Raw genomic sequence first — 15,039 nt, forward strand, 5'->3', positions numbered from 1 at the left:
GCGGCCAACCCCATGGAGATCAAGAACGCATCAGACCCGAACAATCGACATCCCGAAGGGAAGGTCACCACCGTGTCGGTTTCCATCAAGCCGCTCGAAGACCGCATCGTCGTCAAGTCCCTTGAGGCCGAGCAGACCACCGCGTCCGGTCTGGTCATTCCGGACACCGCGAAGGAGAAGCCCCAGGAGGGCGAGGTCCTCGCTGTCGGCCCCGGCCGCTGGAACGAGGACGGCGACCAGCGTGTGCCGCTCGACGTCAAGGTCGGCGACAAGGTCATCTACAGCAAGTACGGCGGCACCGAGGTCAAGTACGGCGGCGAGGAGTACCTCATCCTCTCCGCACGTGACGTCCTCGCCGTTGTCGGCTGAGCGTCCCGCCAGCAGCATCAGCTCTTGACCGCACCCCGGTGACGCCCCTCGGGGTTGTACCGGGGTGCGGTTCGTTCGCCCCACCGTTTTCGCGCACCATCAGCCAGAAGGAACACCATGGCCAAGCAACTGGAGTTCGACGACTCCGCCCGGAAGTCGCTCGAGCGCGGCGTCGACGCGCTCGCCAACGCCGTCAAGGTGACGCTCGGCCCGAAGGGCCGCAACGTCGTCATCGACAAGAAGTGGGGTGCCCCCACGATCACCAACGACGGTGTCACGATCGCCCGCGAGATCGAGCTCGAGGACCCGTACGAGAACCTCGGCGCCCAGCTCGCGAAGGAGGTCGCCACCAAGACCAACGACATCGCCGGTGACGGCACCACGACCGCCACGGTCCTCGCCCAGGCGATGGTCAAGGAGGGCCTGCGCAACGTTGCTGCGGGCGCTGCCCCGGCCGCCCTCAAGCGCGGGATGGACAAGGCCGTCAGCGCGGTCAACGACCGCCTGCTCGAGATCGCCCGCGACGTCAACGGCAAGGAGGAGATCGCCTCGGTCGCGACCCTCTCCGCGCAGGACGCCACGCTCGGCGCCCTCATCGGTGAGGCCTTCGACAAGGTCGGCAAGGACGGCGTCATCACCGTCGAGGAGTCCTCGACGACGGCGACCGAGCTGGAGTTCACCGAGGGCATGCAGTTCGACAAGGGCTACCTCTCGGCCTACTTCGTCACGGACACCGAGCGGATGGAGACGGTCCTCGAGGACGCGTACGTCCTCATCAACCAGGGCAAGATCTCGGCCGTCGCCGACGTTCTGCCGGTCCTCGAGAAGGTCGTGCAGTCGGGCAAGCCGCTGCTCATCATCGCCGAGGACGTCGACGGCGAGGCCCTGTCGACGCTCGTCGTCAACAAGATCCGCGGCACCTTCACCGCCGCCGCCGTCAAGGCGCCCGGCTTCGGTGACCGCCGCAAGGCCATGCTCCAGGACATCGCCATCCTCACCGGTGGACAGGTCATCGCCGAGGAGGTCGGCCTCAAGCTCGACCAGGCCGACCTGACCGTCCTCGGCCGGGCCCGCCGCGTCGTCCTCACGAAGGACAACACGACGATCATCGACGGGGCGGGCGACTCGTCCGAGGTCGAGGGTCGCGTCAACCAGATCAAGGCCGAGATCGAGCGCACGGACTCCGACTGGGACCGCGAGAAGCTCCAGGAGCGCCTCGCCAAGCTCGCGGGTGGCGTGTGCGTCATCAAGGTCGGTGCGCACACCGAGGTCGAGCTCAAGGAGAAGAAGCACCGCATCGAGGACGCCATCTCGGCGACCCGCGCGGCCATCGAGGAGGGCATCGTCGCCGGTGGCGGCACGGCCCTCATCCACGCCGCCGAGGTCCTCGACGGCCTCGGACTCGAGGGCGACGAGGCGACGGGTGCGGCGATCGTGCGCAAGGCCGTCCAGGAGCCGCTGCGCTGGATCGCCGAGAACGCCGGTCTCCAGGGCTACGTCGTCACCTCCAAGGTGGCGGAGCTCCCGCTCGGCCAGGGCCTCAACGCGGCCACGGGCGAGTACGGCGACCTCATCGCGGCCGGCGTCATCGACCCCGTGAAGGTGACCCGGTCCGCGCTGCGCAACGCCGAGTCGATCGCGTCGATGATCCTCACGACGGACACGCTCGTCGTGGACAAGCCCGAGGACGAGGAGCCGGCGGCCGGCGGCCACGGCCACGGTCACGGGCACTGACCTTCCCGCACGGCAAGGGCCACCCTCCTCGTGGGGGTGGCCCTTTCGCGTCCCGAAGGGCGGGAGGTATGCCGCTCAGCTCGCTCGCGTGACCCAGCTCAGCGGCATCCGGGCTGGGTTGTCGGCCCCGCGTGCCGGGGAGGGCGCGAGCGGCTCAGGACGCCGTCGCGATGGTACGCGCCGGAGGGATCAGGGGGTCTGCGTAGAGCAGTTCGCGCTCGCTCTCGCTGAGCCCGCCCCACACGCCGTAGGGCTCTCGCACCTGGAGGGCGTGGCTCCGGCACTCGGCCAGCACGGGGCAGCCTGCGCAGACGGCCTTCGCGGCGGCGTCCCGGTTGCGGCGTCGTGGGCCTCGCTCGCCCTCGGGATGGAAGAACACCTCGGGGCTGACGCCCCGGCACGCCCCCTCGAGCTGCCAGTCCCACAGGTCCGCCACCGGACCCGGGAGGCGGGTGATCTCGGCCATGGTGTGGTCGTCCTCGTCTTTCGTTCGGCGGCAGCTGCTCTGCCGGGACGGCCCCGTCCGGCGCCGTCGGTCGAAACTAACCGGCGGCCCGGTCTGGATTGAAGGCCAGAAGTTTCAAGACTTGTTCAAGAAATCCCCTTGAGATGACAGGCGTTGTCGCCCCCCGCGGAGGTGACGGTACGTACGATGTGGGCACGCAGACTCGTTGCCCCGGTGGGTGGGGCTCGCTGCGCGAGAGGTCGGGGGTTCGGCAACTGATGGGACGCATCTGGACGCGGTCCGGAGTAACGCGCCGCGCGGGAGCGGCGATGGAGAGTGTGGACACTCCCATTTCCCTCGGCGAGATCGCTTCGCGTGCGGCGACGGACTCTGTCGCGCGTGAGGACCTGCTGCGGCGGGTCCGCGACCTGGCCGTGCGGTATGCCCGTGTCCGCCTCGGCCGCTTCGGCGCCGAGGACCTCGCCCAGGACGTCGCTCAGGAGGTGTGCATGGCCGTGCTGACCGCTCTGCCCACCTACGAGGAGCGCGGCCTGCCGTTCGAGGCCTTCGTCTACCGGATCACCTCCCGCAAGCTCGCGGACGTGCAGCGGGCGGCCATGCGTGGTCCGACGCCCGTGGAGGAGGTGCCCGACCGGGTCGACGACGCATCGACGCCCGAGGCCACGGCGATCATCCGCGACGAGGCGGCCACCGCGCTCTCGCTGATGGAGCGGCTGCCCGCGACGCAGCGCGAGATCCTCATCCTCAGGGTGGCCGTCGGCCTGTCCACCGACGAGACCGCGACCGCGCTCGGCCTGACGACGGGTGCGGTGCGGGTGGCCCAGCATCGGGCCCTCGGCCGGCTGCGCACGCTGCTCGCGGAGCACCAGGCGGGTGATGTGGCGTGACCGGGCCGGTTCCCCTGAGTGATCTCGTCGCGGACGACCTCCTGCTCGATCGCCTGGCCGGCCGGCTTCCGGCGGGCCCGGAGCCGGTCGAGCAGATGCTCGCCCGCCTGGCGGCTCATGCGGACCACCCGCTGGTCGGGCGGCCGACCGTGCGCCGCTCCGGTCGACGCCGCGCCCTGTCCGCTCTGTCCGCCCTTGCCCTGGGCGCCTCCGGTGCGGGCGTCGCCGCCGCCGTGTCGGTGTCGGACGGGCGACCCGCTGCCCGACCAGCGGTGGTGGCCCCCCGTCCGGCGGCCCAGCAGCCAGAGACCCAGCGACCCGGTCCCGCGCTGGTGCGCGAGGCGACCGACGGGCTCGCCCCCCAGGAGTGGCAGGGATGGTCGGCGTCGACCGGTGCCCGGTTCGATACCACCGGCCTCGCGCCGGTCCTGCTTCCCGCCCCGGTCCGGCTCTCGTCCGGCTCTGAGGTGAACCGCACGCGGTGGTCCGGACTGACGGTCTCCCGAGAGATTGTCTCTGTCGGTCTGGAGGGGCTGGGGCGGCCGCATCCTCCGGCTCGGCCGCCCACCACGGACCTGCTCCCCGGGGACGTCGCAGCGTCGTCCACACCCTCGCGGCGGGGCGACCCGCCGACCAGACAGGGCCGGCCGCCCCAGGCGGCGACCCGGCCGACAACCCAGGAAGAGACCCGGGCAGCGCCCCGGGCAGTGACCCTGCGCGTGCCGGGGGCCGGCGGCCGGAAGGCGGCCAGGGTCGCGAAGCCGGCTGACGAGGTTCGGGCCGAGGGCACGTCGCACGGCAGGAGCCGATCGGCCCCCGTCGGCCGGACCTCTGAGCCGGCACCACCGACGCCGCACCGCGCGGTGGGACCCGGCGAGCCTCACCCGGTGATCGTCGAGCACGGGCAACCGGCCGGGGCGGTGAATCCCGGGCCGCCAGCCGGACCGGTGGACCCGGTGGCGGAGTCCGGACCGGTGGACCCGGTGGCGGAGTCCGGACCGGTGGACCCGGTGGCGGAGTTGCCCGTCGACACAGCCCCGGAGCCGAGCGCGACACCGGTCGGTGAGCCGAGCGCGACACCGGTCGGTGAGCCGAGCGAGCCGGCGGGGCCACCTTCGACCGAAGGCGCCACGCCGTCCGGCGCGGTGGGCGAGCCCCCGGGGTCATCCGAGGCCTCGTCTGCGGCGGCAGCCCCCATCAGCTCCGGTTCGGAGACGGCTGCACCCCAACCGTGACCGCTGCCGGCAAGCGGGGCTGACCGCCCCGTCGCTCCCCTGCTGCGCGGTCCGGAGCGGCCCGGCGCCTCCCGTAGAATTGGCCGATGCAGCTCGGTACGAATGACGTCCCCTCCCCGTTCGAGAACCTCGGCCTCACCTACGACGACGTCCTGCTCCTCCCCGGATACAGCGACCTGGCTCCCACCGACATCGACACCTCGACGCGCCTGACCCGCGAGCTGACGATCAAGTCGCCGCTGATCTCCGCCGCGATGGACACCGTCACCGAGGCCCGGATGGCCATCGCCATGGCCCGTGAGGGCGGCATCGGCGTGCTGCATCGCAACCTCTCGATCGCGGACCAGGCCTACCAGGTCGACCTCGTCAAGCGCACACAGACCGGGATCATCTCCAACCCGATCACCATCGGCGCGGACGCGACGCTCGAGGACCTCGACCAGAAGTGCGGCGAGTACCGCGTCTCCGGGCTCCCCGTCGTCGACGGCGACAAGCGGCTGATCGGCATCGTCACCAACCGCGACCTGCGCTTCACCCCGGTCAAGGAGTGGGCGACCACCCGGGTCCACGAGGTCATGACCCCGATGCCGCTCATCACCGGGCCCGAGGGCATCAGCCGTGAGGACGCGACTCTCCTGCTGAGACAGCACAAGCGCGAGCGGCTTCCCCTGGTCGACGAGCAGGGTCACCTCGTCGGGCTGATCACGGTCAAGGACTTCGTCAAGGGCGAGCAGTTCCCCAATGCCAGCCAGGACGGGGCAGGGCGGCTCATGGTCGGCGCCGCCATCGGCTACTTCGGCGACGCCTGGGAGCGGGCGACGACGCTCATCGAGGCAGGGGTCGACGTCCTCGTGGCCGACACGGCCCACGGGCACGTCCGGATGCTCGTCGAGATGGTCGCCCGGCTCAAGTCCGACCCGGCGACCCGGCACGTCCAGGTCATCGGCGGCAACGTCGCGACCCGTGACGGCGCCCAGGCCTTCGTCGACGCAGGGGCCGATGCGATCAAGGTCGGCGTCGGGCCCGGCTCCATCTGCACGACGCGCATCGTCACCGGCGTCGGCGCCCCGCAGGTCACGGCCGTCCACGCCGCGTCGCTGGCGGCCAGGCCGGCGGGCGTGCCGGTCATCGCCGACGGCGGCCTCCAGTACTCCGGCGACATCGCCAAGGCCATCGTCGCCGGCGCCGAGTCCGTCATGATCGGCTCGCTGCTCGCCGGCTGCGAGGAGTCGCCCGGTGAGCTGATCTTCGTCAACGGCAAGCAGTTCAAGAGCTATCGCGGGATGGGCTCCCTGGGGGCGATGAGCTCGCGCGGCAAGAAGTCCTACTCCAAGGACCGCTACTTCCAGGCCGAGGTCGACACGGACGACAAGCTCGTGCCCGAGGGCATCGAGGGGCGCGTCGCCTACCGTGGCCCGCTCTCGCAGGTCGCGCACCAGATGGTCGGCGGTCTGCGCCAGTCGATGTTCTACGTCGGTGCGCGGACCATTCCGGAGCTCCAGGAGAAGGGCACGTTCGTCCGCATCACCTCCGCCTCGCTCAAGGAGAGCCACCCCCACGACATCCAGGGGATCGTCGAGGCGCCCAACTACACGGTGGGCTGACTCCGGGAGTGGTCCGGCACCGCACTCTCGACCCGACACGTCGGGAGGGCTGGGAGCGAGCCGGGGCTGGGAAGCCGGCTCAGCGGCATACGGACGACGGCGCGAGGCGACCCCCTGCTGTCGCTAGGCTGACCCGGTGACTGAGATCGAGATCGGCCGAGGCAAGCGCGGGCGGCGTGCCTACTCCTTCGACGACATCGCCGTGGTGCCGTCCCGGCGCACCCGCGACCCCGAGGAGGTCTCGGTGTCGTGGCAGATCGACGCCTACCACTTCGACATCCCGGTCATGGCCGCGCCGATGGACTCGGTCGTCTCTCCTGTCACCGCCATCTCGCTCGGCAAGCTCGGCGCCCTGCCCGTGCTCGACCTCGAAGGGCTGTGGACGCGCTACGAGGACCCCACGGCGCAGCTCGCCGAGATCGCGAGCCTCGACCCGATCCTCGCCACCCCGCGAATGCAGGAGATCTACGCCGAGCCGATCAAGCCCGAGCTGATCACCGAGCGACTGCGCCAGCTGCGCGAGGCCGGGGTCACCGTGGCCGGCGCGCTGTCGCCGCAGCGCACCCAGCAGCACTGGAAGACGGTCGTCGACGCCGGGGTCGACCTCTTCGTCATCCGCGGCACGACCGTCTCCGCCGAGCACGTCTCCGGACGGGCCGAGCCGCTCAACCTCAAGCGGTTCATCTACGAGCTCGACGTCCCCGTCATCGTCGGTGGCGCCGCGTCGTACACCGCGGCGCTGCACCTGATGCGCACGGGTGCCGCCGGCGTCCTCGTCGGCTTCGGCGGGGGAGCGGCCCACACGACCCGGACGGCGCTCGGCATCCACGCGCCGATGGCCTCGGCCGTCGCCGACGTCGCGGCGGCGCGGCGCGACTACCTCGACGAGTCGGGCGGGCGCTACGTCCATGTCATCGCCGACGGTGGCGTCGGCACGTCGGGCGACATCGTCAAGGCGGTCGCGTGCGGCGCGGACGCCGTGATGTTGGGGGCCGCCCTGGCCCGTGCGACAGACGCGCCCGGCCGTGGCTACCACTGGGGCCCCGAGGCCCACCACTCCGAGCTCCCCCGCGGGGTGCGGATCGAGCTCGGCGCCCAGTCGTCCATCGAGGAGATCCTCTTCGGCCCGGGGCGGCAGGCCGACGGCACCACCAACCTCGTCGGGGCGCTGCGCCGGGCCATGGCCACGACGGGCTACAGCGACGTCAAGGAGTTCCAGCGGGTCGAGGTCGTCGTCTCGCCGTACCTCGGCCAGTAGGCGGCTAGATTACCCGCGGTAGCATCGGGGGCTGTCGGCCCCTAGGCTGCCCGTATGACGCAGGCGTACGACCACGACATCGTGGTGATCGGATCGGGTTTCGGCGGGTCGGTGGCGGCCCTCCGGCTGGCCGAGAAGGGCTACCGGGTCCACGTGTACGAGGCCGGTCGGCGGTTCGCCGACGAGGACTTCGCCGAGACCAGCTGGAACCTGCGACGCTACCTCTGGGCTCCGCGCCTCGGCTGCTACGGGGTCCAGCGCATCCACCGCCTGCCGCACTGCCTCGTGCTGGCGGGTGCGGGAGTCGGTGGGGGTTCGCTCAACTACGCGAACACGCTCTACATCCCGCCGGAGCCGTTCTTCCGGGACCCCCAGTGGGCGGGCATCACGGACTGGCAGGGGGAGCTGGCCCCTCACTACGCCACCGCCCAGCGGATGCTCGGCGTCGTCGAGAACCCCTGTGAGGGTCGTGTCGAACAGCTGATGCGTGACACCGCCAACGACCTGGGCGTCGGTCGGACCTTCCGCAAGACCCCCGTCGGGGTCTTCTTCGGCGAGCCGGGCAAGCGGGTCCCGGATCCGTACTTCGGGGGGCAGGGCCCCGACCGCGCCGGGTGCACCGAGTGCGGCAACTGCATGGTCGGGTGCAAGGTCGGCGCCAAGAACACCCTCGTCAAGAACTACCTGGCACTCGCCGAGCGACGCGGGGTCACCATCGAGCCGCTCCGGACCGTGACCGCTCTGCGCCCGCTCGACCCCGCCCGCCCCGAGACCGGCTACGCCGTGACCACGGTGCGATCCGGCGCGTGGACGAGCCGCGGCAAGGCGGCCCGCACGGTCACCGCGGCCCAGGTGGTCATCGCCGCCGGGGCGTGGGGGACGGCCGAGCTCCTCCAGACGATGAAGACGACCGACCTGCCCCGGCTCTCGCCGCGGCTCGGCGAGCTGACCCGGACCAACTCCGAGGCGCTCGGCGGGGCCATGACGACGCGCGTCCCCGACGGGATCGACCTGACCAAGGGAGTGGCGATCACCTCGAGCTTCCACATCAACGACACGACCCACGTCGAGAACGTCCGCTACGGCAAGGGGTCCAACGCGATGGGTTTCCTCGCGATCATGCAGGTCGACGGAGGTGGACGGTTGCCTCGCTGGCTCAGGTTCCTCGGCCTGGCAGTCCAACGGCCCCACGTCTTCCTGCGCAGCCTCTCGAAGCGCCGATGGAGCGAGCGGAGCGTCATCGCCCTCGTCATGCAGACGACGGACAACTCGATCCGGGTGTCACGCAAACGCGGCCTGCTCGGGGCGCACCTGACGTCGAGCGACGGACATGGCACCCCCAGCCCGACGTACATCCCCGAGGGGAACGCGGCCGTGCGCGCGATGGCCCGTCGGTTGCAGCAGGTGACCGGCATCCGCGCCGAGGCGGGCTCGTCGATCGGCGAGATCGTCGACATCCCACTGACGGCGCACTTCATCGGCGGTGCGGTCATCTCCGACACGCCGGCCGGCGGCGTCGTCGACCCCTACCACCGGGTGTGGAGCTACCCCGGCCTGCACGTCGTCGACGGCGCGGCCATCTCCGCGAACCTCGGAGTCAACCCCAGCCTGACCATCACCGCGATGGCCGAGCGGGCCCTGTCCCTGTGGCCGGCGAAGGGCCAGCCTGACCCGCGCCCGGAACAGGGCCGCGCCTACGAGCGGCTCGTCGCGGAACCACCGGTCCCAGCGGGCACCTGACCCTGTCGCGCCCGCCCGCCGGGCCGGGAGTGGTCTGACGAAGGGTGACGCCGCCGCCCCTCAGAGGCGACGTCACCCCGCGGGCGCCGGGCCGGAAATCGGTCGAGAAACAGCCCGGCGCCACGCTGACAACGAGCCCTGGGGCCCGGCGTTACGGGAGGAGGCGCTCAGTGGTTCGGCCGGAGCACGCCATGGGGCGCCGGCCGAGTGGCAACGCGCGCCCGGACGAGGAGGGCGGCGCCAGCGACGATGCAGACGATCTCCGAGGCGGCCGCCGTGAAGACGCTGAACCCCTCCCACCGAGTGTGCACGCCGAGCAGCCCGACGGTGGATGCGATGACGAACGCGCCCAGCGTGGCCGCGCCGAAACCGAGGGTGAGGAACGCCGGAATCCAGTGTCGCCAGCCCAGGATCAGACCGGCGATCACGACGCCCGACACGGCGTTGACCATGAACATCGGGCCGACCGACTGGTCCCGGACGCCGTCGAACCACATGAAGAGGTGCACTGCCGCCGAGACGAGCAGTCCCGCGGCACCCGCGATCCGAAGTCCCATCGTGTCACTCCCATCGAAACGAGTCGGGTGAGCGAGGTGCTCGCGCACGCCGAGGAGGTGGACCTTCTCCACTCGAGGACGATCCCCGCGGTCGGGTGGTTCAGCCACCTGGACCGGGGCCGTAGGCCGCGAGGAACCGGTCCCGGAACCGGTCCATCCGCCACACGGGAGACCGGGGACCGGGCCGCAGCCCCTCGCTCCAGCCCCAGGCCGCGATCCGGTCCAGGACCGCGGGGTCGCGCGCGACGACACTGATGGGAACGTCGTGGCCGCCGCCGGGGCCGGAGACGATCGGCGCGGGTTGGTGGTCACCGAGCACCACGAGGACGAGGTCCCGGTCCCGAACGTGCCCCAGCAAGGAGAACGTGCTGTCGAGGGAGTAGGCCACGCTCTGGCCGTAGGCCGTGCGCACCGTGGTGTTGCTGCTCCACACGACCGACTGCGGCGTGGCCCGGCCCGCCTGGGCGAGAAAGACCGAGCCGTACCCGATGGAGGCCCAGCTCACCGCGTGCGGCAGCGGGGCCCACGGCACGTGGCTCGACACGAGGTCGATCTCGGCCATGACCGGCTCTCGGGGGGATGGCTCCAGCTCGAGGCGGTTGAAGGCGGCCAACGTGTACTGGTCCGGCATGGGGGCATAGCCGAACCCCGGCCCGGCGTACCCGAGGGTGCGCGCGTCGTAGACGAGGTCGTAGCCGTAGAACGCCTTCCCCTCGGGCCAGTCCCGCCGGTTGGCCGGGACGACGTCGACCACACGCCATCCCGCTCGGGAGAACGCTCCAGTGAGGGTGAGCCGTCGAGCGTCGAGGAGCTGGTCGTAGCGCTGCTGGCTGTCGACCCACAGGCCGGACTGGAGGGTGGCGTGCGCGAGCCAGCTGGTGCCGCCGAAGGTCGGCGAGGTCAGCCAGGCGCTCCGGCTCGAGTAACCAGCAGCGTCGAGCTGCGCTGTTGCCGCGTCGAGCGCCGTCGACACTGCGGGTGAGCCCTCGACCGCGACCCGCCCGTAGCTCTCGACGAAGACGAGGAGGACGTCCTTGCCCCGCAACGCGAGGAGCAGGTCGGCGTCGCGGCTCTGCTGCCACGGATCGGCCGGGATCATCGTGGCGAACACGTCGCGGTCGCGCAGGTTCGCCCGCGTCGTGGTGACCTCACGGACCGCAAGGGCGGCCGCGCTCGACGAGGCGACGGGGAGGTCCGGCTGGATGCTGAGGCCTGCGGCCGCGCACCCGACCCACACCAGGGCCAGCGCCAGGACGGCCGGGAGCGACGTCCTTCGGTGGTGGTTGACGACGCGCGAGAGCCGAGCCACGGCCAGTGGCGTGCCCACGACGAGGCCCAGGACGGCAAGGGCGCTCGCGGCGAGGATGACGAGGGCGGGTCCGGGCCCGACGGAGCCCGCCAGCAGCTCCGCTGCCGACCCTGCGTACCGCCAGTCGGTGACCGGGTTGAACGGACGGTAGAGGGCCGAGCGGAACCCGAGGTCGAGCACCCGGACGATGACGAGCAGCGCGAGGACCACGCCGATGAGGGCCTCCAGCCAGGCCCGTGGTCTGCCGCGGAGGACCAGCAGCAGGACCACGAGCACGAGCCCCTCTATCGGAACGCGCACGAGGCTCAGGAGGCCCAGCCGTGACGCACTCTCGGGGGCCGCCAGGGCGAACCACACGAGCCCGGCCGCCACGGCGGTGAGAAGCCACCTGCTCACCCGTCTGACACGCGTCACGGGTCAGCCACCGGACCGAGACGGAGCAACGGGCCGCGCGCTCCGGAGTCGGAGGGCTCGTGTCGGGTGGCCGGGGCGAGGGCCCGAAGGCGCCACAGCTCGCGCACCTCGGTGCCGAAGGACGCGGTGAGCAGCGCGAGGGCGAGGGTCAGGGCCGCGACGAGGACCGAGGGGGCGAGCAGGTGCGTGGCCGCGACGACGAGGACGACCCCCTGGACGGCCGCCACCACCTTGCGCCACCGACGGGCGGGGACCTGGCGTCGGAGCCACGGCGCCGCCGCGGCCACAGCCAGCAGGAGGTAGCGCCACAGGCCGACGGCCAGCACCCACCAGCCGATGCCGGGGGCGACGTGGACGCTGAGCACCAGGACCAGCAGGGCGTCGACCTCCATGTCGAAGCGCGCCCCGAGCGGCGTGACCGTCCCCGTCCGTCGCGCGACCTGCCCGTCGACCGCGTCAAGCGCCAGCGCGACCGCAGCGAGCCCCACGAGGACGGCCGTGGTCCGTGGGCTCGTCCTCGCCGGACCACTCCACGCACCCAGCGCCTGGGCATCGGCGACGAGCGCCGTCACGGCGCAGACGAGAACCGCCCGCAGCAGGGTGACCTGGTTGGCCCGGCCGAGTCCGAGGTCGCCTCGGGCAACGAGTCCCCCGCCCAGGCTGAGGGCGACGACCGCCCCGGCGCCGACTCCCGCAACCCAGCCGGACGGGCCCAGGCCGACCACCTCGTGCAGCGCAGCGAGGAGGCTCACGACGCCGACCATGCCCACGGCCGGCCCGGACGGGATCATCTGTCGCACGCTACCTCCGGCCGCCGGTCCCTTGCTCCTAGGACGACAGCGGACGGCCCCGAGTTCGGCCCGGGTCGACACCTGAGTCTGCGCCGGGCTGGTTAGGCTGAGCGCGTGTCCACTGGCGCACGCGCGTTCTGGCTCGCCGAGCCGGGCAGGGGCGAGATCCGGGAGGTCCGGGTCCCTGACCCGGGCCCCGGCGACGTGCGGGTGCGGACACTGCGCACCGCGGTGAGCCGCGGCACCGAGACGCTGGTCTTCCGGGGCGAGGTCCCGGCCTCCCAACGCGCCGCGATGCGCGCTCCGCACCAGGAGGGCGACTTCCCGGCTCCCGTGAAGTACGGCTACCTCAACGTGGGCGTCGTCGAGGAGGGACCACCCGCTCTGACCGGCCGAACCGTCTTCTGCCTGTACCCGCACCAGACGGCGTACGTCGTGCCGACGGAGGCAGTGGTGGTCGTCCCCGAGGGGGTGCCGCCGTCTCGGGCGGTCCTGGCCGGCACCGTCGAGACCGCGGTCAACGCGCTCTGGGACGCGCCGCCCCTGCTGGGGGACCGGGTGGCCGTGGTGGGCGGCGGCATGGTCGGGTGCTGCGTCGCCCTGCTTCTCGGCCGGTTCCCGGGAACCACGGTGACCCTGGTCGACGCAGATCCCTCCCGTGCCAGCGTGGCCGCCCGGATCGGCGTCGGCTTCGCCCGGCCCGACGAGGACCTGTCGGCGGTGCACGGGTGTGACCTCGTCATCCACACGAGTGCCACGTCCGCCGGGCTCCAGCTGTCGCTCGACCTCCTCGCGGCCGAGGGCACCGTGGTCGAGCTCAGCTGGTACGGCGACGCACCGGTGCAGCTGGCCCTGGGCGGCGCCTTCCACTCGTCGCGCCTCGGCATCCGGGCGAGCCAGGTCGGGGCCGTGGCCGCCGCCCGCCGCTCGAGATTCACGCCGACACAGCGGCTGTCGCTGGCCCTCGACCTGCTGAGGGACCCGGCCTTCGACGCCCTCCTCACCGGCTCGTCCCCGTTCGAGGAGCTGCCGAGGGTGATGGCCGGGCTCGCGGACGGCACCCTGCCCGCCATCTGTCACTCCATCACCTACGGATCGGAGCAGCCATGTTCAGCGTGACGGTGCGGGACCACATGATGGTCGCCCACAGCTTCCGCGGAGAGATCTTCGGACCGGCCCAGCGCCTCCACGGTGCGACCTTCGTGGTGGACGTGACCTTTCGGGGTCCGGCGCTCGACCGCGACAACGTCCTGGTCGACATCGGTCTGGCCACGAGCGAGGTCCACGAGGTCGTCAGCGACCTCAACTACCGCAACCTCGACGACGAGCCGGCCTTCGCCGGGGTCAACACCTCGGCCGAGGCGCTGGCCAAGGCCGTCGCGGACCGTGTCGCGGAGCGAGTCCACGGCGGGCGCCTGCGCGACGCCGCCCAGCAGGTCACCGAGATCTCGGTGACCCTCCGTGAGTCGCACGTCGCCTGGGCCGGCTACGAGCGGCCCTTGTGACCGACCTGCACCTCGTCGTCCCCAGCGCCGTGGACGACCCGGGGCGGCCGAGCGGTGGCAACACCTACGACCGTCGAGTCGCCGAGTACCTCCCGTCGCTCGGGTGGACCGTCCACGAGCATGCGATGCCGGGGGACTGGCCGCAGCCCGGGGGCAGGGCGCTCGGCACCCTGGCCCGGGTCCTGTCAGGCTTCCCCGACGGTGCGGTGCTGCTCGTCGACGGACTGGTCGCGTCGTCCGCGGCGGACGTCCTCCTCCCGGAGGCCGGGCGGCTGCGCATCGTGGTGCTGGTCCACCTGCCACTCTCCGTCATGGACGAGGGGCCGTCTCCGGGCCAGCCGCGTGACCCGTCCCGCACCGCCGATGCTGCCCGCCCCGGTGGCGGCGGCCGTCTCAGCGAAGGCGAGCGGCGAGTGCTGTCCGCGGCGGCTGCGGTCGTGGCGACGAGCGAGTGGACGCGCCGATGGCTCGTGGACCGCCTGACGCTCACCCCGGACCACGTGGTCGTCGCCCGACCGGGCGTCGACGCCGCAGCGCTGGCCCCTGGGACCGCGACGGGCGGCGAGCTGCTCTGCGTCGCAGCCGTGACCCCGGCGAAGGGCCACGACCAGCTCGTCTCCGCCCTGGCCCTCGTCGCCGACCTCGACTGGCGGTGCGTGTGTGCCGGCTCGCTGACGCTCGAACCCGACTTCGTCCATGCGGTCCGCGAGCAGGCTCGTCGGGCCGGGATCGCGGACCGGACCGACCTCGTCGGCCCGCTCGGTCGTGCCGACCTCGACCGCGCCTACGCGGCCGCTGACCTCGTCGTGCACGCCTCCCGCGCCGAGACCTACGGGATGGTGGTCACCGAGGCGCTCGCCCGGGGGCTCCCCGTCGTCGCGACCGCGGTGGGCGGCGTGCCGGAGACCCTGGGCACCACGCCGGAGGGGGACCGCCCGGGACTGCTGGTGGGAGCAGGTGCGACCGAAGAGCTCGGCGGCGCACTGCGACAGTGGCTCGTCGACCCCGCTCTCCGACGACGGCTTCGGTCCCTGGCCCGGCAGCGGAGGGATCAGCTGACGGAGTGGGCGCGCACGGCGCAGGAGATCTCTGAGGTCCTCCACCAAGTGAGCGGCGGTGAGCGGCGGTGAGCAGCGGTGAACAGCGGTGAGCGCCGGTCACACCGGGAGC

The 15,039-nt window shown here is 72.1% G+C and carries 14 protein-coding genes; 10 read left to right on the top strand and 4 right to left on the bottom strand.

Annotation, left to right across the window (positions count from 1 at the left end; genetic code table 11):
- Positions 1–72 precede the first annotated feature (72 nt).
- Together groES and groL are read left to right on the top strand one after the other, a co-directional pair.
- Complete coding sequence (gene groES, locus INTCA_RS05120; protein WP_041308421.1) at positions 73–369, top strand: co-chaperone GroES; 297 nt, start codon at positions 73–75, stop codon at positions 367–369.
- Between the two features lie 117 nt (positions 370–486).
- Positions 487–2,103 (top strand): chaperonin GroEL, encoded by a 1,617-nt coding sequence (gene groL, locus INTCA_RS05125; protein WP_013491858.1) that lies wholly within the window; start codon positions 487–489, stop codon positions 2,101–2,103.
- A 154-nt stretch (positions 2,104–2,257) separates the two neighbouring features.
- Here the strand turns inward: groL and INTCA_RS05130 are convergent, their stop codons facing one another.
- Positions 2,258–2,569 carry a WhiB family transcriptional regulator gene (locus tag INTCA_RS05130; protein ID WP_013491859.1) on the bottom strand — a complete coding sequence of 104 codons (312 nt, stop codon included), beginning with the start codon at positions 2,567–2,569 and terminating at the stop codon, positions 2,258–2,260.
- A 308-nt stretch (positions 2,570–2,877) separates the two neighbouring features.
- Between INTCA_RS05130 and INTCA_RS05135 the strand changes: the two genes are divergently transcribed.
- The 5 genes from INTCA_RS05135 (at position 2,878) to INTCA_RS05155 (ending at position 9,293) form a co-directional block, all read left to right on the top strand.
- The gene (locus tag INTCA_RS05135; protein WP_013491860.1) at positions 2,878–3,456 is read left to right on the top strand and encodes a sigma-70 family RNA polymerase sigma factor; all 579 of its coding nucleotides are present in this window, start codon (positions 2,878–2,880) and stop codon (positions 3,454–3,456) included.
- Complete coding sequence (locus tag INTCA_RS05140; protein WP_013491861.1) at positions 3,453–4,691, top strand: hypothetical protein; 1,239 nt, start codon at positions 3,453–3,455, stop codon at positions 4,689–4,691. Before INTCA_RS05135 ends, INTCA_RS05140 begins: the two co-directional genes overlap by 4 nt.
- A gap of 86 nt (positions 4,692–4,777) precedes the next feature.
- Positions 4,778–6,295, top strand: a complete 1,518-nt coding sequence (gene guaB / locus INTCA_RS05145) for an IMP dehydrogenase (RefSeq protein WP_013491862.1) — start codon at positions 4,778–4,780, stop codon at positions 6,293–6,295.
- A gap of 136 nt (positions 6,296–6,431) precedes the next feature.
- Positions 6,432–7,553: a GuaB3 family IMP dehydrogenase-related protein gene (locus INTCA_RS05150; RefSeq protein ID WP_013491863.1), complete on the top strand. Its 1,122-nt coding sequence runs from the start codon at positions 6,432–6,434 to the stop codon at positions 7,551–7,553.
- A 54-nt stretch (positions 7,554–7,607) separates the two neighbouring features.
- Positions 7,608–9,293 carry a GMC oxidoreductase gene (locus INTCA_RS05155; RefSeq protein ID WP_013491864.1) on the top strand — a complete coding sequence of 562 codons (1,686 nt, stop codon included), beginning with the start codon at positions 7,608–7,610 and terminating at the stop codon, positions 9,291–9,293.
- A gap of 167 nt (positions 9,294–9,460) precedes the next feature.
- Here INTCA_RS05155 and INTCA_RS05160 read toward each other — a convergent pair whose 3' ends face one another.
- From INTCA_RS05160 to INTCA_RS19435, 3 genes are read right to left on the bottom strand one after another with little or no spacing between them, the layout of a single operon-like run.
- The gene (locus tag INTCA_RS05160) at positions 9,461–9,922 is read right to left on the bottom strand and encodes a hypothetical protein (protein WP_013491865.1); all 462 of its coding nucleotides are present in this window, start codon (positions 9,920–9,922) and stop codon (positions 9,461–9,463) included.
- A 28-nt stretch (positions 9,923–9,950) separates the two neighbouring features.
- Entirely contained in the window at positions 9,951–11,555 is a 1,605-nt protein-coding gene (locus INTCA_RS05165) for an alkaline phosphatase family protein (RefSeq protein ID WP_244859870.1), read from the bottom strand.
- A 14-nt stretch (positions 11,556–11,569) separates the two neighbouring features.
- A complete protein-coding gene (locus INTCA_RS19435; protein WP_114609509.1) occupies positions 11,570–12,364 on the bottom strand; it encodes a CDP-alcohol phosphatidyltransferase family protein in 795 nt (264 codons plus the stop codon).
- Between the two features lie 114 nt (positions 12,365–12,478).
- Here INTCA_RS19435 and INTCA_RS05175 point away from each other — a divergent pair, with 114 nt between their 5' ends.
- The 3 genes from INTCA_RS05175 to INTCA_RS05185 are packed head-to-tail and all read left to right on the top strand — an operon-like array spanning position 12,479 to position 14,999.
- Entirely contained in the window at positions 12,479–13,483 is a 1,005-nt protein-coding gene (locus tag INTCA_RS05175; RefSeq protein ID WP_013491868.1) for a zinc-dependent alcohol dehydrogenase, read from the top strand.
- Positions 13,471–13,869 (top strand): 6-pyruvoyl trahydropterin synthase family protein, encoded by a 399-nt coding sequence (locus INTCA_RS05180; protein ID WP_013491869.1) that lies wholly within the window; start codon positions 13,471–13,473, stop codon positions 13,867–13,869. The genes INTCA_RS05175 and INTCA_RS05180 overlap by 13 nt, the downstream gene beginning before the upstream one ends.
- Positions 13,866–14,999 (top strand): glycosyltransferase family 4 protein, encoded by a 1,134-nt coding sequence (locus INTCA_RS05185; protein ID WP_013491870.1) that lies wholly within the window; start codon positions 13,866–13,868, stop codon positions 14,997–14,999. The genes INTCA_RS05180 and INTCA_RS05185 overlap by 4 nt, the downstream gene beginning before the upstream one ends.
- Positions 15,000–15,039: the final 40 nt, after the last annotated feature.

Source organism: Intrasporangium calvum DSM 43043, assembly GCF_000184685.1.
Lineage (GTDB): Bacteria > Actinomycetota > Actinomycetes > Actinomycetales > Dermatophilaceae > Intrasporangium > Intrasporangium calvum.